Annotated in this window: 22 protein-coding genes and 2 pseudogenes; 6 read left to right on the forward strand and 18 right to left on the reverse strand. The window is 58.1% G+C overall.

The window, feature by feature from the left end:
* The first annotated feature begins 8 nt into the window (after positions 1 to 8).
* Genes accB through aat form a run of 3 tightly spaced genes read left to right on the forward strand, consistent with a single transcriptional unit; the run spans position 9 to position 2,465 of the window.
* Complete coding sequence (accB, locus tag AC0L7L_RS10220; protein ID WP_473508836.1) at positions 9 to 476, forward strand: acetyl-CoA carboxylase biotin carboxyl carrier protein; 468 nt, start codon at positions 9 to 11, stop codon at positions 474 to 476.
* A gap of 14 nt (positions 477 to 490) precedes the next feature.
* Positions 491 to 1,837, forward strand: a complete 1,347-nt coding sequence (gene accC, locus AC0L7L_RS10225; RefSeq protein WP_272211792.1) for an acetyl-CoA carboxylase biotin carboxylase subunit — start codon at positions 491 to 493, stop codon at positions 1,835 to 1,837.
* Between the two features lie 10 nt (positions 1,838 to 1,847).
* Entirely contained in the window at positions 1,848 to 2,465 is a 618-nt protein-coding gene (aat, locus tag AC0L7L_RS10230; RefSeq protein WP_272211794.1) for a leucyl/phenylalanyl-tRNA--protein transferase, read from the forward strand.
* A gap of 5 nt (positions 2,466 to 2,470) precedes the next feature.
* On the opposite strand, the gene AC0L7L_RS10235 is transcribed toward aat, so the two are convergent.
* From AC0L7L_RS10235 to gatB, 5 genes are all read right to left on the reverse strand, one after another.
* Positions 2,471 to 3,886 (reverse strand): pectinesterase family protein, encoded by a 1,416-nt coding sequence (locus tag AC0L7L_RS10235; RefSeq protein WP_473508843.1) that lies wholly within the window; start codon positions 3,884 to 3,886, stop codon positions 2,471 to 2,473.
* Positions 3,887 to 3,910: 24 nt separating this feature from the next.
* Positions 3,911 to 4,321 carry a DUF2155 domain-containing protein gene (locus tag AC0L7L_RS10240; RefSeq protein ID WP_272211797.1) on the reverse strand — a complete coding sequence of 137 codons (411 nt, stop codon included), beginning with the start codon at positions 4,319 to 4,321 and terminating at the stop codon, positions 3,911 to 3,913.
* A 93-nt stretch (positions 4,322 to 4,414) separates the two neighbouring features.
* Positions 4,415 to 4,813 carry an NADH:ubiquinone oxidoreductase subunit NDUFA12 gene (locus AC0L7L_RS10245; protein ID WP_272211798.1) on the reverse strand — a complete coding sequence of 133 codons (399 nt, stop codon included), beginning with the start codon at positions 4,811 to 4,813 and terminating at the stop codon, positions 4,415 to 4,417.
* 207 nt (positions 4,814 to 5,020) lie between these two features.
* Entirely contained in the window at positions 5,021 to 5,524 is a 504-nt protein-coding gene (locus AC0L7L_RS10250) for a GNAT family N-acetyltransferase (protein WP_473508845.1), read from the reverse strand.
* 4 nt (positions 5,525 to 5,528) lie between these two features.
* Positions 5,529 to 7,031, reverse strand: a complete 1,503-nt coding sequence (gene gatB / locus AC0L7L_RS10255; protein ID WP_473513875.1) for an Asp-tRNA(Asn)/Glu-tRNA(Gln) amidotransferase subunit GatB — start codon at positions 7,029 to 7,031, stop codon at positions 5,529 to 5,531.
* A gap of 306 nt (positions 7,032 to 7,337) precedes the next feature.
* On the opposite strand from gatB, the gene AC0L7L_RS10260 reads away from it, so the two are divergent.
* Positions 7,338 to 7,595, forward strand: coding sequence for a YjhX family toxin (locus AC0L7L_RS10260; RefSeq protein WP_473513877.1), 258 nt, complete (start codon positions 7,338 to 7,340; stop codon positions 7,593 to 7,595).
* 56 nt (positions 7,596 to 7,651) lie between these two features.
* On the opposite strand, the gene AC0L7L_RS10265 is transcribed toward AC0L7L_RS10260, so the two are convergent.
* The 8 genes and pseudogenes from AC0L7L_RS10265 to AC0L7L_RS10300 all read right to left on the reverse strand — a co-directional run bounded on the left by AC0L7L_RS10265 (position 7,652) and on the right by AC0L7L_RS10300 (position 14,127).
* On the reverse strand, positions 7,652 to 7,927 hold the full coding sequence (locus AC0L7L_RS10265) for a hypothetical protein (RefSeq protein WP_272211801.1): 276 nt from the start codon (positions 7,925 to 7,927) through the stop codon (positions 7,652 to 7,654).
* A 41-nt stretch (positions 7,928 to 7,968) separates the two neighbouring features.
* Complete coding sequence (locus tag AC0L7L_RS10270) at positions 7,969 to 8,724, reverse strand: EAL domain-containing protein (RefSeq protein WP_473508849.1); 756 nt, start codon at positions 8,722 to 8,724, stop codon at positions 7,969 to 7,971.
* A gap of 130 nt (positions 8,725 to 8,854) precedes the next feature.
* Positions 8,855 to 10,450 carry a phosphoglycerate dehydrogenase gene (serA, locus tag AC0L7L_RS10275; protein ID WP_272211802.1) on the reverse strand — a complete coding sequence of 532 codons (1,596 nt, stop codon included), beginning with the start codon at positions 10,448 to 10,450 and terminating at the stop codon, positions 8,855 to 8,857.
* A 90-nt stretch (positions 10,451 to 10,540) separates the two neighbouring features.
* Entirely contained in the window at positions 10,541 to 10,993 is a 453-nt protein-coding gene (alaE, locus tag AC0L7L_RS10280; protein WP_473508851.1) for an L-alanine exporter AlaE, read from the reverse strand.
* A gap of 26 nt (positions 10,994 to 11,019) precedes the next feature.
* Complete coding sequence (locus tag AC0L7L_RS10285; RefSeq protein ID WP_272211806.1) at positions 11,020 to 12,198, reverse strand: phosphoserine transaminase; 1,179 nt, start codon at positions 12,196 to 12,198, stop codon at positions 11,020 to 11,022.
* 282 nt (positions 12,199 to 12,480) lie between these two features.
* Positions 12,481 to 12,775 (reverse strand): annotated as a pseudogene (locus AC0L7L_RS10290) (integrase core domain-containing protein); the annotation flags it as partial.
* A 21-nt stretch (positions 12,776 to 12,796) separates the two neighbouring features.
* A complete protein-coding gene (locus tag AC0L7L_RS10295) occupies positions 12,797 to 13,126 on the reverse strand; it encodes a transposase (protein WP_272211807.1) in 330 nt (109 codons plus the stop codon).
* A gap of 107 nt (positions 13,127 to 13,233) precedes the next feature.
* Complete coding sequence (locus tag AC0L7L_RS10300; RefSeq protein WP_473508854.1) at positions 13,234 to 14,127, reverse strand: hypothetical protein; 894 nt, start codon at positions 14,125 to 14,127, stop codon at positions 13,234 to 13,236.
* 630 nt (positions 14,128 to 14,757) lie between these two features.
* Between AC0L7L_RS10300 and AC0L7L_RS10305 the strand changes: the two genes are divergently transcribed.
* A complete protein-coding gene (locus tag AC0L7L_RS10305) occupies positions 14,758 to 15,258 on the forward strand; it encodes a DUF2165 family protein (RefSeq protein WP_473508856.1) in 501 nt (166 codons plus the stop codon).
* A gap of 217 nt (positions 15,259 to 15,475) precedes the next feature.
* Here AC0L7L_RS10305 and AC0L7L_RS10310 read toward each other — a convergent pair whose 3' ends face one another.
* From AC0L7L_RS10310 to AC0L7L_RS10325, 4 genes and pseudogenes are all read right to left on the reverse strand, one after another.
* The gene (locus tag AC0L7L_RS10310) at positions 15,476 to 15,643 is read right to left on the reverse strand and encodes a hypothetical protein (protein WP_272211809.1); all 168 of its coding nucleotides are present in this window, start codon (positions 15,641 to 15,643) and stop codon (positions 15,476 to 15,478) included.
* A gap of 78 nt (positions 15,644 to 15,721) precedes the next feature.
* Positions 15,722 to 15,883: a hypothetical protein gene (locus AC0L7L_RS10315; RefSeq protein WP_473508858.1), complete on the reverse strand. Its 162-nt coding sequence runs from the start codon at positions 15,881 to 15,883 to the stop codon at positions 15,722 to 15,724.
* Positions 15,880 to 16,326, reverse strand: a pseudogene (gene gpJ / locus AC0L7L_RS10320) (TipJ family phage tail tip protein); the annotation flags it as partial. The gene AC0L7L_RS10315 and the pseudogene gpJ, both read right to left, overlap by 4 nt.
* Before the next feature lie 177 nt (positions 16,327 to 16,503).
* On the reverse strand, positions 16,504 to 16,629 hold the full coding sequence (locus AC0L7L_RS10325) for a hypothetical protein (protein WP_272211812.1): 126 nt from the start codon (positions 16,627 to 16,629) through the stop codon (positions 16,504 to 16,506).
* A 157-nt stretch (positions 16,630 to 16,786) separates the two neighbouring features.
* Here AC0L7L_RS10325 and AC0L7L_RS10330 point away from each other — a divergent pair, with 157 nt between their 5' ends.
* Positions 16,787 to 17,548, forward strand: coding sequence for a hypothetical protein (locus AC0L7L_RS10330; RefSeq protein WP_272211813.1), 762 nt, complete (start codon positions 16,787 to 16,789; stop codon positions 17,546 to 17,548).
* Here AC0L7L_RS10330 and AC0L7L_RS10335 read toward each other — a convergent pair.
* The gene (locus AC0L7L_RS10335) at positions 17,535 to 18,299 is read right to left on the reverse strand and encodes a hypothetical protein (protein ID WP_473508860.1); all 765 of its coding nucleotides are present in this window, start codon (positions 18,297 to 18,299) and stop codon (positions 17,535 to 17,537) included. The two genes, AC0L7L_RS10330 and AC0L7L_RS10335, sit on opposite strands and share 14 nt — an antisense overlap.
* Positions 18,300 to 18,336 lie beyond the last annotated feature (37 nt).

Here is an 18,336-nt window from a genome sequence, read left to right on the forward strand (position 1 = left end):
CACCACCCATGGCAGACCAAAAGAAGGCAGTTGACGCAGCGCTGGTGCGGGAGCTCGCCGTAATTCTCAATGAAACCGACCTGACCGAAATCGAGGTTGATCAGGACGGCCTTCATATCCGCGTTGCGCGCGAAGTGACGGTTACAACCGCGCCGCAGCAAGCCATGGCCTATGCCCCGGCGCCAGCCCCTACCGCTGCGCCCCAGCCTGCTGCGACCGAAGCCCCCAAGGCCAACAATCACGACAACGCCGTGAAAGCGCCCATGGTCGGAACCGTTTACCTTTCCCCCGCCCCCGGCGCTCGCCCGTTCATCGAAGTCGGCTCCAATGTGAAGGAAGGCCAGACCCTCATTATCATCGAAGCGATGAAGACGATGAACCAGATCCCTGCCCCCAAGAGCGGCAAGGTCGTCGAAATTCTCGTCGATGATTCCCAGCCGGTAGAATTCGACGAGCCGCTTGTCGTGATCGAATAACGGGTCAAAGCCAAATGTTTTCCAAAATCCTGATTGCCAACCGCGGCGAAATTGCACTTCGTGTGCAGCGCGCCTGCAAGGAACTCGGCATCGCCACCGTGGCCGTACACTCCACTGCCGACGCCGACGCAATGCATGTGCGCCTTGCCGATGAAAGCGTGTGCATCGGCCCGCCCTCCTCACGCGAGAGCTATCTCAATATTCACCAGATCGTCGCTGCGTGTGAGATCACCGGCGCGGATGCGGTGCATCCCGGCTACGGCTTCCTGTCCGAGAACGCCAAGTTCGCCGAGATCCTCGAGGCACACGGTATCACCTTCATCGGCCCGACCAGCGAACATATCCGCATGATGGGCGACAAGATCACCGCCAAGACGACGGCCGAAGAACTCGGCATTCCCGTCGTCCCCGGCTCCGCCGGATCGGTCGACACCGAGGAAGACGCCATCAAGACCGCCGAGGAAATCGGCTTTCCTGTGCTGATCAAGGCAACAGCCGGTGGCGGCGGACGCGGCATGAAGCTTGCTCGCGACAGAGACGATCTGCTGGAAGCCTGGAGCACGGCGCGTGGCGAAGCCGCAGCGGCTTTCGGCAATGATTCGGTCTATATGGAGAAATATCTCGACAAGCCGCGTCACATTGAAGTGCAGGTCTTCGGCGACGGTGAAGGCGATGCCATTCATCTGGGCGAACGCGACTGCTCGCTGCAGCGCCGCCACCAGAAGGTCTGGGAGGAAGCCAATTCGCCAGCGCTCAACGTCGAGCAACGCATGGAAATCGGTGAAATCTGCGCCGCTGCAATGCGCAAGATGAAATATCGCGGCGCCGGCACGGTCGAGTTCCTGTATGAAAACGGCGAGTTCTTCTTCATCGAGATGAACACCCGTCTTCAGGTGGAACACCCGATCACCGAGGCCATTACCGGTATCGACCTCGTGCATGAGCAGATCCGCGTTGCCGCTGGCGCAGGCCTTTCGGTCAGCCAGAAGGATATCTCCTTTTCCGGCCACGCGATCGAGTGCCGCATCAATGCCGAAAATGCCAGGACCTTCCGGCCGTCGCCGGGCATGATCACGCATTTCCATGCGCCGGGCGGGCTTGGTGTGCGCATCGATTCGGGTGTCTATCAGGGCTATAAAATCCCACCCTATTACGACAGCCTAATCGGCAAGCTCATCGTCCACGGGCGTACCCGCGTGGAATGCATGATGCGATTGAAACGCGCGCTCGATGAGTTCGTCGTGGACGGCATTGACACGACGCTGCCGCTTTTTCAGGATTTGATTGCCAACCAGGATATCGCCAATGGCGACTATGATATCCACTGGCTGGAACACTATCTGGAAGAGAAGAACGGTTAGCTGTGAGGCCATGGAAAAGAACGCCGGAAAGAGCAGCGGAATCACACCGGAACTGCTTTTGAATGCCTATAGCATCGGCCTCTTTCCCATGTCCGAGTCGGCCGACGATACCGAGCTTTTCTGGGTCGAGCCGGAAATCCGCGGTATCATTCCGCTCGACAAACTCCACATTTCCCACAGCCTGCGCAAATTCATGCGCAGGTCTCCCTACGAGATTCGGTTCAATCATGATTTCGAGGGCGTGATCGCCGCATGTGCGGAGCCTGCGCCCGACCGGCCGCAGACATGGATCAATGACGAGATCCGCAGCCTCTACAAATCACTGCATGCCATGGGCCGCGCCCACTCGGTGGAAGCCTGGCAGGACGGTGAACTTGTCGGCGGTCTCTACGGCGTCTCGCTGAAGGCGGCGTTCTTCGGCGAAAGCATGTTCTCGCGCCGCCCCAACGCCTCCAAGATCTGCCTTGTACATCTGGTGGAACGGCTGCGCGCCAACAACTTTCTGTTGCTCGACACCCAGTTCACCACCGATCACCTGAAGAGCATGGGCGCGGTCGATATTGTCAAAGAAGAATATATGACGCTGCTGAATGCAGCGCTGGTCTGGCCCGATCAGCCGTTTCCGTGAACCGGCTATGCCTGCCGGTTGTTGTACTCCGCAAGCCACGGCTGCGGCGGATCCGGTTCGTGGAGCGTAAGCCCCTCCCCCTTCAGCCAGTCGCCCAGATAGCGGAAGAAATCGGCTGACGTGTATTGTACGGGCCGATAGCGCGTGTTCCACTCTCCCGGAACGAATTCTCCATCCGCATTGCGCCTGCCGCCGCTCCAGTCATCCCAGGGGGCTGACGCATTGATATGCGCGCCGATGCGGGAACTAAGGATCACGCATTTGCCGACGGCTTCCAGAACATCGAGCGAGATTGTTCCTTCCGGCGGATGGTCGAATTCCGAGGTTTCGGCAAGCCGTGTGCGATAGGCTTCGATATTGGGAATGCCGTAGGGCGACGCCCGCACCGTCTGAAACCACTGCCGTCCAAGCGAAAACGTGCCGGCAAGCGCAGTCTCACTGCCGTCATGGGTGAAGTCGCAATCGTTGAAAACGATACCGTAAGGCGTGTGCATATTGGTCGAGGGCGCAACCACATAGGTGTGGTCGACCCGCGAACCGAGGGAGCGGATTTCGCAGCCGTCGAAATAGGCGGTCGAACGACCGAAAATGAAGTCGATATCGCCTTCGACATAGCAATGGCTGTAGTAGGAACGCACTGTTGTGCTGGGAACGCGGCCCTTGAAATAGAGCGTGTCCTGAAAGCTCGAGAACCGAACGTGGTCGAAATGGACCCGGTCGGCATTGTGCACCAGCGCCGCCACGGCCTGATGCCAGCCCTTTGCGAACTGCCCGGCTGCGTTCTTCGGCCCGCCCTTGCCATCCTCGCATTTCGAGTTCTGGTCCGCCCTGTCGCAATTATAGGCGTTTTGAACGGTCAGGTTTTTCGCCTGAAAGCCGTCATTCTCAACCCTGAGAACACAGGCATTCTCGGTGGAAAGACGTTGAAGAGCGGCATTAGCACGGTAGATTTCGGCAATTTCCGGCGCGTAGTGTTCGACGGCAGCGCCAAAAGCCGTCGCAAAATCAGCGCCGGTCATGCCCTGGTCGATATTGGCGCGGATCTCGGTGTCCTGCGGGGCCTGTCCTGTACCGTAAAGCGTAATCGATACGGAACGGCCGCCAACGATGAGCCGCGGGACGATAACAGTTTCCCCATAAACGCCGGGTTGGATAGCGATATAGATCCTGTTCCCGGTGTTACCTGCCGCCGCATCCAGCACAGCCTGGCTGACCGCCATCTGGATCGCATTGAATGCGCCGCCGGATTTACCGACCGTATAGTCGGCACGCGCCTTTGCGTTGCCGCACATGAAGGCGTCCGCCTTCGGATCCCAGGGATCGACGGTTTCGGCACCGGCACGACCTGAATATTTCAGAACCGGGAGGTAATGATATTTTGCGGCTTCAGCGACCGAAAGCTCAGGACGCGCGTCTGACATAGCGGGCCTTCGAAAATGGGAAAATCACGGGGTGGGGACATCGGCCTGCTGCACACAGTCGGTCAGCCAGACATCATAGATTGGATCCTGAACAGCGTTGAGTGCCGGTGAGTCAGCAAACATCCAGCCAGAAAAGATCCGGTTCACATCGTTTTGCAGCGATACCTTGTCGACCTGCACGAACGCATCGATCTGCTGCTCCTCGGTCTCATCGCGCGAATAGCAAACGCGTGGCGTTACCTGCAGACGGCCGAACTGAACAGTCTCGCCGACATAGGCATTGAAGGTGTAGGTGCGTCCGGTGATCTTGTCGATACCGCCGAACACGGCCACCGGGTTTTCAACGCGCGCGGCAAAGGCCGGGCTTGCCGACATGCCTGCTGCCGACACAGCGAGTGAAACAGTAACAAGACGCCTTAATGCACGGAAATCCATGAATCATCCCTTGATAACAAAAAGCGCGACCAATGCCGCGCTTCATTTCAGACTGACATGTGCGCCAGCATACCGTCTGATTGCGGCAAAAACTTACGCGCCCGGTGTCCAGGCGTCATAGTCGCCGGTGACCTCGTCGCGCTCGCCCTGAACCGCAAGCGACCCCTTCGGCCGGTATGCCAGAGCCGTGCCCGTCTGGTTCGGGTTATGCGGTTTTTCCCATTCGCGGGCGTTATAGACAGCCTGCGTAGGCGGAGTATCGGTGCGATGATGCATCCAGCCATGCCAGCCGGGCGGAATGGAGGAGGCGTCAGCATAACCCTTGTAGACCACCCAGCGACGCACGAGGCCGTAGGTGGACTTCCCACCTTGGTAATAGACGTTTCCGAACTGGTCTTCACCGACCTTGTTGCCGAAGCGACGGGTGAACACATCCGTACCGATGGTCGAGCCGTTCCACCAGGTAAACATCTTTGCCAGAAAGCTTGCCATTCTTCGTTCCTTATGACGACCGGCGCTGCGGCCATGTGTCAATTTTCGTCATCCGTGTATGGCTTTTCCGATGGCATTTGTCCAGAGGGAGACGAAAGTACACGCCCAAATCCGAAGGACGTTCCGTCCTGCTGCAGAGCACAAAAGGGACTTATCAAGGACCACTTCAAGTCCGCCAGAGCCGTGTCAAGAACGACCAATCATCCGTTAGCCACCGGGCAGATCCTTTTCCATCACGATTGCCGGAATGCCGGAGCCGCAGGTGCCGCAATTCTCAGTCCGCCCGCTCTCGCTCAGGCCATGCGCCTGATAAAACGCAAACGCTGCGTCATTGCCGATGACGACTTCGAGCGCGAGCCTCCTGGCATTGGGAAAGCAGGTCTCGATCTCGGCGAAAAGATTACGGCCGATCCCCTGCCGCTGAAAATCCGGATGGATATAAAGCTGGTGCAGGTTGACCACATCCGCGCGGCTTTTCGACGGTGCAGCATAGGCCATGCCACCGACCTTGCGGCCATCATCGGCCACCAGAAACTCGCCGCCCTTGCGCTCGAGCCGGTCCTTGACTGCCTTGGGAGAATGCCAACCTGCAACAAGCTGGCTAACCTTTTCGGCGCCCATGATGGGATCATAGGTGGCATGCCAAGAGACATCCAGCAGCGCGCAGACCGCCGGAATATCCGTTTCCATCGCGGTTCGGACGAAAAACAAAGGCCTACTCCGTAACGCCGAGCTTGTCCTTCACCAGCGCCTGAACGGCCTGGGGATTGGCCTTGCCCTTCGACGCCTTCATCACCTGACCGACAAACCAGCCGGCAAGCGAGGGCTTGTCCTTGACCTTTTCGGCCTGCTCGGGATTAGCGGCAATGATCTCGTCGACGATCTTTTCGATCGCGCCGGTATCGGTCACCTGCTTCATGCCGCGCTCTTCGACAATCGCCTTAGGGTCACCGCCCTCGTTCCAGACGATTTCGAACAGGTCCTTGGCGATCTTACCGGAAATCACGCCTTCCTTGATCAGCGACAGGATTGCGCCTAGCTGCTCGGGCGAAACCGGGGTCTCGTCAATGCCCTTGCCAGCCTTGTTGAGCGCGCCGAGCAGGTCGTTGATCACCCAGTTGGCCGCGACCTTGGCATCGCCCTGGCCGACCAGTTTTTCGTAGTAGTCGGAAACAGCCTTGTCGGAAACCAGTACGGAGGCATCGTAGATCGACAGGCCAAAATCGTTGACGAACCGCGCCTTCTTGTCGTCAGGCAGTTCCGGCAGATCCTTCGCCAGCTCCGCGATAAAGGCATCATCGAATTCGAGTGGCAGCAGGTCGGGATCAGGAAAATAGCGATAGTCATGCGCATCTTCCTTGGAGCGCATCGACCGGGTTTCGCCCTTCACCGGGTCAAACAGCCGGGTTTCCTGATCGATCTCGCCGCCGTCTTCCAGAATATCGATCTGGCGACGCGCCTCGCTTTCAATCGCCATGCCAACGAAGCGGATGGAGTTGACGTTCTTGATCTCGCAGCGTGTACCGAATTCCCCACCCGGCTTGCGCACAGAGACATTGACGTCGGCGCGCATCGAGCCTTCGTCCATGTTGCCGTCGCAGGTGCCGAGATAACGCACGATAGTGCGAAGCTTGGTCAGGAATGCCTTGGCCTCGTCGGGCGAACGCATATCCGGTTTGGACACGATTTCCATCAGCGCCACACCGGATCGGTTCAGATCGACGAATGACATCGAGGGATGCTGGTCATGCATCGACTTGCCGGCGTCCTGCTCCAGGTGCAGGCGTTCAATGCCAATTTCGATATCCTCGAAATTGCCCTGTTTGTCCGGCCCGAGCGAGATGGTGATGATGCCCTCGCCGACGATCGGATCCTTGTACTGCGAAATCTGGTAGCCCTGCGGCAGGTCGGGATAGAAATAGTTCTTGCGGTCGAAGATCGAACGCTTGTTGATCTGGGCCTTGAGACCGAGACCGGTGCGCACGGCCTGTTTGACGCATTCCTCGTTGATGACCGGCAGCATGCCGGGCATGGCCGCATCCACCAGCGATACATTGGCATTCGGCGCCTTGCCGAACCGGGTGGACGAGCCGGAAAACAGTTTCGAATTGCTCGTGACCTGCGCATGCACCTCCAAGCCGACAATGATTTCCCAGTCGCCGGTGACACCGGGCAACATGCGTTTGGGATCAGGCGTACGGGTATCGACAATGGTCATGGTCAGCTCATCGTTCATCTACGGAATATCGTTGGTGAGGTAGAGCAAATAGGTGCAAGACGCAAGCGATAGGGCACACGCTTGAGCGGCAAAACCTTGACCTTTTTCGGACGCAGGCGTATTCCATCCGCGTCAACTCGGAGTTTGAATGTCAAACCGACTGGAATCCCGCTAAGGGCCCTGCCCGCCTCGCTTTGATGAAGCGACAAGCGCGCAGCGGCCGAAAACACTGAGCCTCGCGGCAAAACCTGCCAGCGGGAACATGTTTTCGTGCGCCATGACGGCGCCAATCCGGATTTCAAGACGATGGATATCTCGCGCAATGAACAGCGCATCCTGCACCTGCTCGCACAGGGTGGCAGGATCGAACTGACACGCTCCGACAACCGCAAGATCGAACAGGTCGACTGCTATACCCGCGACGGCTGGGTCTATCCCGGCCTCGACCTGACCCTGTTCCGCAAGCTGAAGGCCAAACGCGCCATCCGCTCGCGCGGCGGCAGGCCGTATCAGATTACTGAACGCGGATTAAAACTGGTCAGAAGTCAACCTGACAACAAATGATGAGGAAACAGGGAGGGGTGCAAGGCGCTCCTCCCCTAAAAGATAGACTGTTCGCCCTATCGCATGGAGGCTGTCTCGGCCCTGAGCCCCGCAAGCTCGTCCGCGAAGCTACCTTGCGGGACCGGCCTTCCCGCGCGGCGGTACCAGTAGCCGGCATTCCATTTGTCACCCTCGATCCGGTGACAGAGCGCATGAGCTGCGTCATAAGGCATCTCGCCCTCATGTGCCTGGCAAATTTCGTGCACCGCTTCCCATTGCGACCCAATCACGAAGCCGGCGCGGGCGAGCGCCTCAAGCGCCGCATCAAGGGCTGCCAATTGATTGCTGGTCATGAAAAACGCCTCCTGCTTGTTGCATCTCCCTTTCGGGGCACTCAGTACCGCCAACAAATCTCGTCGGTGTGCGGCAAGTGTTCGAAGGCCGGGCGGCATAGATAATAGCCCTGCGCCAGCTCCACGCCCAGTTCGCACAGCACAGCGAGCTCGCCAGCGGTCTCCACACCTTCGCAGACGAGATCGATTGCCATTTCCCGCGCCATGGCGACAAGGTGCTTGACGATGACATGGCGTGACGGACTTTTTTCGATGCCGCGCACCAGCTCCATATCGAGCTTGATGATATTCGGCGGCATATTGGCCAGGAGCGACAGACCGGAATGGCCAGCGCCGAAATCATCCACCGCCGTTTGAAAGCCAAGCTCCCGATAGAGCGTCACAATCGACTTGAGCCTGTCTGTGTTGACCACTTCCGATTCGGTAAACTCGAAGATAAGCCTTTCACTGGCGACACCGCATCTCTTGCCGGTCGCAAGCGTCAGTTGGATGCATGCGCGTGGTTCATAGATCGCTCGCGGCATGAAATTGATCGAAAGTTTCGCCCCTGTTTCCATAAGGCCGAGGCCGGCGGCAAGTTCAATCGCCTTCACCCGGCATTGTTGATCGAAGGCATAGAGATTGTCTTCGCTCAGTTGAGCAAAAAGCGTTCCCGCCCCTTCATTAGCAACACCGCGCGCAAGCGCCTCGTAGGCGAAAACCGAACCGTCTTCAAGATTGACGATCGGCTGAAAGGCCATCGAGAAGTCAAAAGGCAGGGCATCTGCTTTCAGGCACCCGATGCAAGATCCGGACATTCAGAACTCTCGTCACAAACAGTTCAGCGGTTCTAGTGATTAAAGACTACGTTGCGCTTCCCGCCAACAAGAAAAGCCCGACCGCCTTTTTCTGGCAACCGGGCTTTTCGGCTATTTCTGTAAAGCCGTCTTATTCAACACTGAACTGCAACGGCTTGGCCTGCTTGATGGCCTCATGGCCGAGCAGCTTGTCGAGCACGTCCGGCTTCGGCTGATCGTCAACATAGAGAAGCGCGATTGCATCGCCGCCTTCATTGTCGCGGCCGAGTTGGAAGTTGGCGATGTTGACACCTGCCTCACCAAGTGTGGTGCCCATGAAACCGATCATGCCGGGCACGTCGGTGTTGGAGATGTAGACCATGTTGCGGCCGACATCGGCATCCATGTTGATGCCCTTGATCTGGATGAAGCGCGGCTTGCCATCAGAGAACACCGTACCGGCAACAGAGCGGGTCTGCTTTTCGGTGGTGATCGTCAGCTTGATATAGCCGTCATAGACGCCCGACTTGTCGCGACGGGTTTCCTGCAGGATGATGCCTTTGTCCTTCAGCATGATCGGCGCGGACACCATGTTGACGTCGGCAACCAGCGGACGCAGCAGACCAGCCAGAAGCGCGCTCGTCAGCGCCGTGGTGTTCATTTGCGCAAAGTTGCCGTCGTAAAGCACTTCGACTTCCTTGATGGCGTTTTCCGTCACCTGACCGGCAAACTCGCCAAGAACTTCGGCAAGCTTGATCACCGGCTTCAGGCGCGGGGCCTCATCGGCCGAAATCGAAGGCATGTTGATGGCGTTGGTAACGGCCCCCTTCAGCAGGTAATCCGACATCTGGTCGGCCACCTGAAGAGCCACATTTTCCTGAGCTTCCGACGTCGAGGCACCAAGGTGCGGCGTGCAGACGACGTTCGGGAGGCCGAACAGCGGGCTCTCGGTAGCAGGCTCGGTTTCGAACACGTCGAAGCCGGCGCCGGCAACCTGACCGGACTTGATGGCTTCGGCAAGGGCAGCCTCATCGACCAGACCACCACGGGCGCAGTTGATGATGCGAACGCCCTTCTTGGTCTTGGCAAGTGCCTCGGCGTTCAGAATGCCGCGGGTCTTGTCGGTCATCGGCACATGCAGCGTGATGAAATCGGCCTTGGCCAGCAGCTCGTCGAGCTCGACCTTGGTGACGCCCATCTTCTCGGCCTTATCCTGCGATAGGAAGGGGTCATAGGCGATGACGTTCATCTTCAGACCGATGGCGCGGTCGCAGACAATCGAGCCGATATTACCGGCGCCGATGACGCCGAGCGTCTTGCCAGTGATTTCGACGCCCATGAATTTAGACTTTTCCCATTTGCCGGCCTGGGTCGAGGTGTCGGCAGCCGGGATCTGGCGGGCAACGGCCAGCATCAGCGAAATCGCATGTTCGGCGGTCGTGATCGAGTTACCGAAGGGCGTGTTCATGACGATGATGCCGCGGCGCGAGGCTGCCGGGATATCGACATTGTCAACACCGATGCCGGCGCGGCCGATGACCTTGAGATTGGTCGCGGCTTCAATCAGCTTTTCGGTCGCCTTGGTGGCCGAGCGGATGGCGAGACCATCATACTGGCCGATGATTTCGAGAAGCTTTTCCTTGTCCTTGCCGAGTTTCGGCTGGAAATCGACATCGATGCCGCGATCCTTGAAGATCTGGACGGCAGCTTCCGACAGCGCGTCGGATACGAGTACGCGAGGTGCCATGATGGCCTCCTTGAGGTTGGTGCCGGACAGCGGCCGGCGCATTACATTTTCTGGTCATAGCGCCGGGCAACGGGGTCCGGCCTTTCATTCTTAACCGCCGAGTGACATCGGCTTCTGGCCCTTGTCCTTAAGGCCGAACAGACCCCGGACGAATTCGAGAAACAGGCCATACGGCCGCCCCAGCACGAGCATCAGCAAGGCAAAGCCGAGCGCGCCCCTCAGGATCGCTGTTCCCGACGCGCCACCAGCGGCGATGATCGCGACATAGATCGGAACCTGGAAGAAAAGCAGGGCAGCGCAATCGGTGAGGAATGCGCCCGCACGGCGTGAGGGACGAACCTTGGCGAACACAAAGTCGCGCCACATCCCGTAGGGTCTTGCGGTGAGAACCATCAGTACGGCACCAATGCTCCGCGAAACCAGGACCTCACGCCATTCCATACCGGCAATGAACCGCTCGTTGAGCCCGCTGGCGATGGTGAAGAAGATCACCAGCGCCAGCGTGTCTGCCACGAAACTGGTCACACGTGGAGAAATCGCCACGGCCCACCCTCCTTGAAGCGCGGCGCTCAGGCCGCCTTTTCGGAAAGCTTCACCTTTTCGGCACGGAAAGCCCAGTCGAGCCAGCCCATCAACGCTTCCATGTCGGCGGTTTCCACCGTGGAACCGGCCCAGATGCGAAGACCGGACGGCGCATCGCGATAGGCGCCGATGTCATAGGCCACGCCTTCCTTGTCGAGCGCGGAGACGATCGCCTTGGCAAAGGCAGCCTGCGCCGCATCGTCAAGCTTTTGAACGTCGGGATCGACGATCTTCAGGCAAACGGAGGTATTGGAGCGGGTTGCCGGATCTTCCGCAAGGTTTTCGATCCAGTCGTTGTTTTCAACGAAATCGAAGATCACCTTTGCATTGGCATCGGCCCGCGCAATCAATCCATCAGCACCGCCGAGCGATTTTGCCCATTTCAGCGCATCGAGATAGTCCTCGACACAAAGCATGGACGGGGTGTTGATCGTCTCGCCGACAAAGATCCCCTCGATCAGCTTGCCGCCCTTGGTCATGCGGAAAATCTTCGGCAGCGGCCATTCGGGCGTATAGTTTTCAAGCCGTTCAACCGCACGCGGTGAAAGGATGAGGATGCCGTGGCCGCCCTCGCCGCCCAGAACCTTCTGCCAGGAGAAGGTGACGACATCGAGCTTGTTGAAGTCAAGGTCTTGCGCAAACACGGCCGAGGTCGCGTCACAAATCGTCAGGCCCTTGCGGTCGGTCGGAATGAAATCGGCGTTTGGAACCCGCACGCCAGAGGTCGTACCATTCCAGGTGAAGACCACGTCATTGTCGAAATTGACTTTGGAAAGGTCGGGAAGCTGGCCATAGGGCGCTTCGAGCTTGCGCGCATCTTTCAGCTTCAGCTGCTTGATAACATCAGTCACCCAGCCTGCGCCGAACGATTCCCATGCCAGCATGTCGACACCGCGCTCGCCGAGCAGCGACCACAGCGCCATTTCGACAGCGCCGGTATCGGAGGCGGGAACGATGCCGATGCGATAATCGCCGGGAACGTCCAGAACCTCACGGGTCAGGTCGATCGCTTCCTTGAGCTTCGCCTTGCCGATTTTTGCACGGTGGGAACGGCCAAGGGCAGCGTCATTCAACGCTTCGGGCGTCCAGCCGGGACGCTTCGCACAGGGGCCTGAAGAAAAACGGGGATTTTCCGGACGGATGTCCGGTTTGGTCATATCTGTCATATCTCTACCCTTTCAGATAGTAGCCTCTCGTTGGGGAGAGGTGTCCCGCCGCTGGATATATTGGAGGTGTTGAGAATACGCAAGGAAAAAGATGACTTGGTGATGACGGACTGCAACTTCATGCAAGGCGAGCCACGAACATAAAGAGAACAAAATGGTTCAATTGACACAAAACTGACGCAGCGGCTCACCACCCTGTTCTTGTAACTGTCCGTCATCGAATGATTATGGACAGAATGCGGTTTGACTATCAGGAGGATCTGGCTCGTTTGATTGATTGATTTAGGCGACGTTTGCGTGGTGTTGCAAGCGTCGGCTCTGGATTGTCTGTTCCTTGACCCTTTTTCGCTGTTTCAGGATTTCGTTTCCTCTTCCGAAGTAGACATCCGCAGGCGTGAGATTCCCGAGGCTCTCGTGATATCGGCGATGGTTGTAGTGTTCGATGAACGCACCGATCTGAGCTTCCAGGTCTTTCGGGAAGAAGTCGTTTTCGAGCAGGATCCGGTTTTTCAGCGTCTGATGCCAGCGCTCGATCTTGCCTTCACGTCTGCGGATACCCGGGCGCACCGTGGCGCTGCTCCATTTTCCTGTCCTTCAGCTATCCCGCCAGATCTTCGGCGATACCCTCGCGGCGGCAGAGCGCGGCGATACTGTCCTCTCCGCGCAGGCCTTCGAGCACGACACGGATCTTTTCCTCGGCAGAATAGGATTTGCGTGTGGCACAGCGGATATCCTTGATCGCCTTGTCTGCGCTCGACTTCTGCTGCCCGGATTTCTGTCTCATCTTCACTTCCTTTGCGTGAGCCACGATGAGCCAACCCTTGATACTTGCAAGCCGTTCCGCCATCTCGGCAAATTCAGCGCGCCTGAAGCTATCGCTGCTGTAATCGATCTCGCAGCCGTAATAGGACGGTTCGAAATAGAACAAGGCCCCTTCCCTGTCATAGCGCTCGATGAAAGCTCACCAGTCCAGGTCCTCTATGACGACGCCGGAACGGCGTTCATGCACCTCTTCGAGGATCTGCCCCAGACGCGTCAGGTCGAAGCGGGCAGGCCTGTGACGCTTGACTCCGAAGCGCGCGGCCTGACCGCTCCGGCTGCCAGGTCGTTCCTGAAGAAAACGCAGATCAGCCCGGTCGCCACGAGGATCTGCGCGGCGAACTGGAAGACTGGCAGGAAGTCCGGGCCGATCGACGCCAGCGAGATCAGCAGTGTCCCGCGTGCCAGCGACAGGAGCGCGATGTAGAGCAGGCAGACCGCGAGGGCCCCGCCGCCGAGCGTCGCGGCAAAGGCGCGGAAATAGAGGTACATCGCCCAGGATGGCACGATGTAGGTGGCATAGGCGGCCAACAGGATGAGCGTGCCGTAAGCCTCCGACTGGATGACATTCTCTGCCTGCGGCGGGGCCGCGAACTGCATCAGGAACTGCTCTAGAACCGGAAGGATATTGTCCAAGGCAAAGAGGAGCAGCGTCGCGATCACCCCGCCGATGGCGAAGATTCCGTATTTTCGGAGGCGGTCCCCGAAAGGCGCTGCCAGTGCGGCCGTGAGCAGGACGAGCACGGAGAAAAGAAGAACCTTGGCATAGACGGCAACTTGCGGAAGAAACGCGAAGCCCCAGGCATTGGTGACGATGCTTTGCATGACGGGCACGCGGACGAGTTGCTCGTAGAAGGCTGCCGTGCAGAAGAACAGCGTGGCGAGCGTGATCCAGCGGCCTTTCTTTTTCAGGCTCAGGACGAGAATGACGGATATCGCGTAGAGCGCCACATGCCGCGACAGCGCAAGCAGCGCGGATTCCAGCCGGGTGACCCCGGTCTCGGGGTAGGGCACATGGAAGACCTGCTGGGCAATGATGTGTACGCTCAGCCCTGCAGTGCCAGCGAATGCGACAAGAAGAATGGCCCGGAGCGAAAAGATTGGCGACATGCTGATCCTTTTCTGGAAACACTAACGGTTCTCATTCGTTTCGTAAGTGTCACGCAGTCGGGCTGTCAACGGCGTATGGAAGAGGCTGGCCGATCAGCGCCGCCCGGCAAGCCCGCCGCCTGCCCGTGCCAGGCGAGTTTCCGCACGACCTGCTCCCACAGTGCGCCCCTTCTTTGAACCGCTGGATGTCGGATCTTTCCGGTTCTAGTCACGATAACGGGACTGGAAGTGCAGACCTGTTCGATAATAGATAAAACGCGCCTGGCGAGACGTTTTTTGCCGCCACAACAGGCGGCCGGCGGCGACACGGGTCGCACCGAGATCATTCCTTGCATTGTAGGATATGTCCGAATCTGCCAAACACCGCGTCGCCAGCGCAGGCAACCAGGTGCAGTGAGGATTCTTTGTGCTTACCGGACGGGACTATGTTTGGCGACTGCCCCGTCATTTGCAGCTTTGGCGGGCTGCAGCCCCCTGGATCCGGGCAACATACAAGCCGCTGAGCAACGCACTTGCACCTCGATCGCCTGCACGAGAGACTTTGTACATTGTCAACTGTCAGAGTTGCCGGAAGAACGAGACTACCAGTTTGATATGTTGTTAAAAAACGAAACACCAAGGAGTTAATTTATGATGACTATCAGGCTGTCAAAATCCTTGATGGTTCTTGCCATTGCTTTTTTCGCTTCGCTAGTGGCATTTGGCAACATCACGGACTACGGTTCTAATTTCGCTTTTGTTCACCACGTTTTTTTGATGGATACGATCTTCCCAGATTCATCGATTAAGTACCGGGCCATTGAATCCGAAGCACTCCACCATGCAGGGTATATCTTCATTATTGCACTGGAAACACTCACCGCGCTCCTTTGCTGGGTGGGAGGTCTTAAGTTACTTGCCGCCAGTGGCAGCTCCGCGAATGAGTTTAACGCCCGCAAGAAATGGGCGATAGCAGGTCTAACCATAGGTTTTCTGACTTGGCAGGTAGGCTTCATGTCGATTGGCGGTGAATGGTTCGGCATGTGGATGTCCCAACAATGGAACGGCGTGGAAAGTGCCTTCCGTTTTTTCATCACGATCATTGCCGTTTTGATTTATCTTGCTCTCCCTGATACGGATAATGCCGTCTAGCGAAGGCAGTTCAGGCCCTTCAAAAACTCGACCAATGACGTCTCGCCCTCCTTCGCGAAGAGGGCGGTCTTCGCATTTGAAATCCAGCGAGAGCTGCGTCAGTGTCCGATTTTCGTGAGTGAATTTACTCGTCACCTCACCCACCCTTCATCGCCTGCATCAGCCCATCGGACAGCCAGACGCCGAACCCGGTCCCGGCCATGGCGGCGCCGAGGATTTAGCTCCGGCGGATCTGCTTGATCTTCTGATACTCGGCGACAAACTCTTCGGTTTCACCGAGACGTTCGGATAGCGCCCTGTTCTGCTCGAGCAGACGTTCGTTCTGATGCTCGACATGGTTCAGCCGGTCGTGGATTTCATCGTGACCGCTACCGTTTTCATCCACCTTGCGGATCAGGGCATCAAGTTTGCCCTGAACCTATCCCAGACGACGCGCAAGATCGACCGTCATGCCCTGCCCCCGTTATTTCAGAATTGCACGAAGCCCGGCGACGCCCGAGCCGACATAAAAAACCCACTGGACCATGTTGCCCGCCCAGGCATCGAGCGGGGCGGGAAAGGCCGCGAACAACCAGAGACCGCCCGCACCAAGCTTTGCGAGCCACGTCACCAGCGCGGCGATCATACCGTCCCGGCCCAGTCAACAGAGACTGTCGGAATGGCGCCACCGCCGAACTCGGACGCATCGAGCGTCAACCCCATAACCGCACTGTCAGGAAAGGTCAGCCGATAGTCTTCGATGACCGTAAAGGACGACCAGTAGGTCTGATTGTTCGAGATCGTGCCATTGGCATCGTTGGACAGCAGCCGCACACGGAGATACCAAGGGCCAGTACCTTCCAGCAGTATCCGGTAGGCGCGGACATAGGGCGAGGTGCATTTGCCCGAGATCGTATCGGTGCGCACCTCACGCCATGTACCATCCTCGGACCGGCGATCAATGGCGATATCGACCGCGTTCGCTTTGACATTGCCATTATCGGCATCAGTAAAGATCAGCTGCGGCACCTGAATGGTGATCGCACACGTTGCCGCCTGCCCCTGCTGGATCTCGACGCCAACGCCCTGTTCACTCTCGACAGCCGGAAACCCGGCAAGTGCTGCCTGATCGGGAAAGCCATTGCGGGTCTCGAACGAACCGCCCTAGAAGTTGAACGTGCCGTCACTGTTCTGGACCGGCGCGTCATCGAACCGATTTCGTGCTCGTGATCGCCGGGCATGCCGGCTGTTCGAATTTCTCCGCCATCAGAACAGCCCTCCTGCAAGCATGCCCCGCGCCCGGGATTTTTCCGGCAGGCGCTTGTCGACAGCGGCATGCCCCTGGGTGAAGCCTGTCCCGGTCGCATGGGCCGGCAGAAACCCGCTGAGCAAACCGCCTCCGAACAGACGCCAAGCGGTCCGTCGCCAACCAGGGCTGCCTGCGCTGCCGCCTCGATCAGCTTGTTGATGAGATTCGACAAATCCGCAGCTTGCGCCCATAAGGTGCAGGTATCGGCAGGCCGATGGGCAGTTCTTCAGGAGGCGGATTATGAAAGCACTCAAGCGCGCCAACGCAGGCCTGTATTTCCTGCCCGAATATCTGCGCTTCGCTATCGGACACCGCCAAAGGCGTGCCGATTTTCAGGCCCTTGCCGCCAACAGGCGCAGACAGCGTATATTCATCATCGGCAACGGCCCGTCGCTCAAGGCAATGAACCTCGACCAGCTGCACGGAGAAGACTATTTTCTATGCAATCATGCAGACCGTATCGCCTGGGCTCAGGGTCAACAAAACCCCTTCTATATCGCCGCTGACAAGCGTGTCATCGACGGTTACGCCAATGGCGCCCCCGCCGTAAGGGCAAACGTCTATTTTCTGGAAGAAGGCTTCAAACCGCTCCTTCCGGCTGACTTTGTCAGGGATGCAAGGATCATCTGGTTTGCCAGCGCAAAGGGCGGCACCCAGAACCGCGGGCTCTCGACGCACCCGTGGATCAGCGTCGCCGGAGGCCAGACAGTGCTGCTGTCGGCCACACAGATCGCCCTGTTCATGGGATATCCTGAAATTTTTATTCTCGGCTGCGACCTCAACTACACCACGCCGGAGCCATACGCCTATGCCGTCACTGAAGGTGAATTCCGTGCTGCACGGCGAGACGAAGACAAGATGATCCGGAACACCAATGTGGGTTTTGCCCGGCTGACGGCCGGTTCGGCACGACACAATCAGCGCATCCTCAATGCCGGCATCGGCGGCAATCTCGGAACTTTGCCGCGTGTGCGCTTTGACGACATTTTCAGGGCAACCTGACTGTCAGGCATACGGCGCAGTTTATTCCAACGCAGCAGCGAACTTCGAACCACGAAAGAGCTGTTCCATGCTGATTTCTCGTCCTGGCGCGGTTTTTGAGTGCCGTGCGCACCTCGTCCGGCGCGTCGTCGCTGCGGAACTCCCAGATCTGCCCATTCGAGGGAGCCTGTGCTTTCAGGCGCCGAGAGGCCTGATTTTGGCGCACAACCGGACGTTTCTCCAACCCCAGCGCCATGAAAAGCTGATGCTTAAGCCGGCTTATCGGACGGCTCTTGACGCGTTTGTAGTAGGTTCTCGGCAAATCACGAAAGACAATTTCTCTCTCGCAGCGGGCGTTGTGAACCGCGAGCATCAACAGCAGCTGGTCCCATACAAACGGGTATGTTTCACAATAGCAGCACCACAGCTCGACAATCCGCCGCGCGCCATCGGTGTTGGCAAAGAAAACCGTACCGCTGTTCAGGCTCCAGCCGTCCGTAGCGTAGGCTGCTATATCCACCCCATCAGCTGACAAGTCGGGCAATGGCGAGCAAAGCTCGGCATCGGCGTCGAGCCACCAGAAGCTTTCGTCCAGCCTGTTCGCCATTGAGCGCACGAAGACGGCCTTCTGGGCGCAGTTCTCGACCCATCTGGCCTTTGCCGGCAGCCCTTCGATGACATAATCCATGTCCTGTTTCTGCAGACTCTTTTCGAGCGTCTGCACCTCGACCGCGTAGGGCGTATCAAGTGTAAAATAGCTGATGATCTTCATATAGCTCTTGGGGCGCCTCTGATATCACTGTTGAAAA

The sequence above is a fragment of the Martelella sp. K41-7 genome (genome assembly GCF_055808365.1).

Bases quoted from the DNA above. Each gene is read 5' to 3' on its own strand.
- accB (WP_473508836.1), top strand. From the start codon at position 9: ATGGCAGACCAAAAGAAGGCAGTTGACGCAGCGCTGGTGCGGGAGCTC.
- accC (WP_272211792.1), top strand. From the start codon at position 491: ATGTTTTCCAAAATCCTGATTGCCAACCGCGGCGAAATTGCACTTCGT.
- aat (WP_272211794.1), top strand. From the start codon at position 1,848: ATGGAAAAGAACGCCGGAAAGAGCAGCGGAATCACACCGGAACTGCTT.
- AC0L7L_RS10235 (WP_473508843.1), bottom strand. From the start codon at position 3,886: ATGTCAGACGCGCGTCCTGAGCTTTCGGTCGCTGAAGCCGCAAAATAT.
- AC0L7L_RS10240 (WP_272211797.1), bottom strand. From the start codon at position 4,321: ATGGATTTCCGTGCATTAAGGCGTCTTGTTACTGTTTCACTCGCTGTG.
- AC0L7L_RS10245 (WP_272211798.1), bottom strand. From the start codon at position 4,813: ATGGCAAGCTTTCTGGCAAAGATGTTTACCTGGTGGAACGGCTCGACC.
- gatB (WP_473513875.1), bottom strand. From the start codon at position 7,031: ATGACCATTGTCGATACCCGTACGCCTGATCCCAAACGCATGTTGCCC.
- AC0L7L_RS10260 (WP_473513877.1), top strand. From the start codon at position 7,338: ATGGATATCTCGCGCAATGAACAGCGCATCCTGCACCTGCTCGCACAG.
- AC0L7L_RS10265 (WP_272211801.1), bottom strand. From the start codon at position 7,927: ATGACCAGCAATCAATTGGCAGCCCTTGATGCGGCGCTTGAGGCGCTC.
- AC0L7L_RS10270 (WP_473508849.1), bottom strand. From the start codon at position 8,724: ATGTCCGGATCTTGCATCGGGTGCCTGAAAGCAGATGCCCTGCCTTTT.
- serA (WP_272211802.1), bottom strand. From the start codon at position 10,450: ATGGCACCTCGCGTACTCGTATCCGACGCGCTGTCGGAAGCTGCCGTC.
- AC0L7L_RS10285 (WP_272211806.1), bottom strand. From the start codon at position 12,198: ATGACAGATATGACCAAACCGGACATCCGTCCGGAAAATCCCCGTTTT.
- AC0L7L_RS10300 (WP_473508854.1), bottom strand. From the start codon at position 14,127: ATGTCGCCAATCTTTTCGCTCCGGGCCATTCTTCTTGTCGCATTCGCT.
- AC0L7L_RS10305 (WP_473508856.1), top strand. From the start codon at position 14,758: ATGATGACTATCAGGCTGTCAAAATCCTTGATGGTTCTTGCCATTGCT.
- AC0L7L_RS10315 (WP_473508858.1), bottom strand. From the start codon at position 15,883: ATGATCGCCGCGCTGGTGACGTGGCTCGCAAAGCTTGGTGCGGGCGGT.
- AC0L7L_RS10330 (WP_272211813.1), top strand. From the start codon at position 16,787: ATGAAAGCACTCAAGCGCGCCAACGCAGGCCTGTATTTCCTGCCCGAA.
- AC0L7L_RS10335 (WP_473508860.1), bottom strand. From the start codon at position 18,299: ATGAAGATCATCAGCTATTTTACACTTGATACGCCCTACGCGGTCGAG.